1 pseudogene is annotated in these 611 nt (G+C 55.2%); it reads right to left on the reverse strand.

Features of this window, described 5'->3' with window-relative positions:
- Positions 1-611, reverse strand: a pseudogene (locus P8H26_RS18065) (homoserine dehydrogenase); the annotation flags it as partial.

Here is a 611-nt window from a genome sequence, read left to right on the forward strand (position 1 = left end):
GTCAGGTGATACGGGCGGTGGAAGGTGAAGTAAGGGCCTTTGCCCATTTTCAGATCTTCCATGCGCTCGGAAATACGCGGATGGGACATGTCAGCAACCACGAACACGCCCGGCGCTACGCCTTTACCGATGGTGTAATCCACCACGCCAACACGGGAGAGCACGCCGCCGTCTTTTTCAGGAATCAAGGTTGAGGACAGTTGATCCAGCGTGGCTGCAGGACCATGCATACCGGCTTTGTCCGGCACCAGACCGGTAGCATTGGCGATAGCCGCCATTTCCACCATTGTCTTGGAACCATCAACGAATTCCACCAGCATGCGCACATTCATATTGCGGCGGATGGCTTCTTCCATATAGGCATCCGGCACCGCATCAATATTGAGCGGATTGTTTTTGCCTTTACCGGCGGCGACAATCGGGTGCCCCATAGCGGAAACAAACTCGATCAGCTCCATGCAGGATGACGGCTCGTCACCGGCGCCGAGCGAATAGGTAACGCCGAGACGATCTGCTTCGCTTTTCAGATAAGCGCCGATTGTCACATCAGCTTCAACATTCATCATTACGAGGTGTTTGCCGTGCTCCATAGCACGCAGGCCGATTTCCGC

The sequence above is a fragment of the Pseudochrobactrum sp. sp1633 genome (assembly GCF_030376605.1).
In the GTDB taxonomy this organism is placed as follows: Bacteria; Pseudomonadota; Alphaproteobacteria; order Rhizobiales; family Rhizobiaceae; genus Pseudochrobactrum.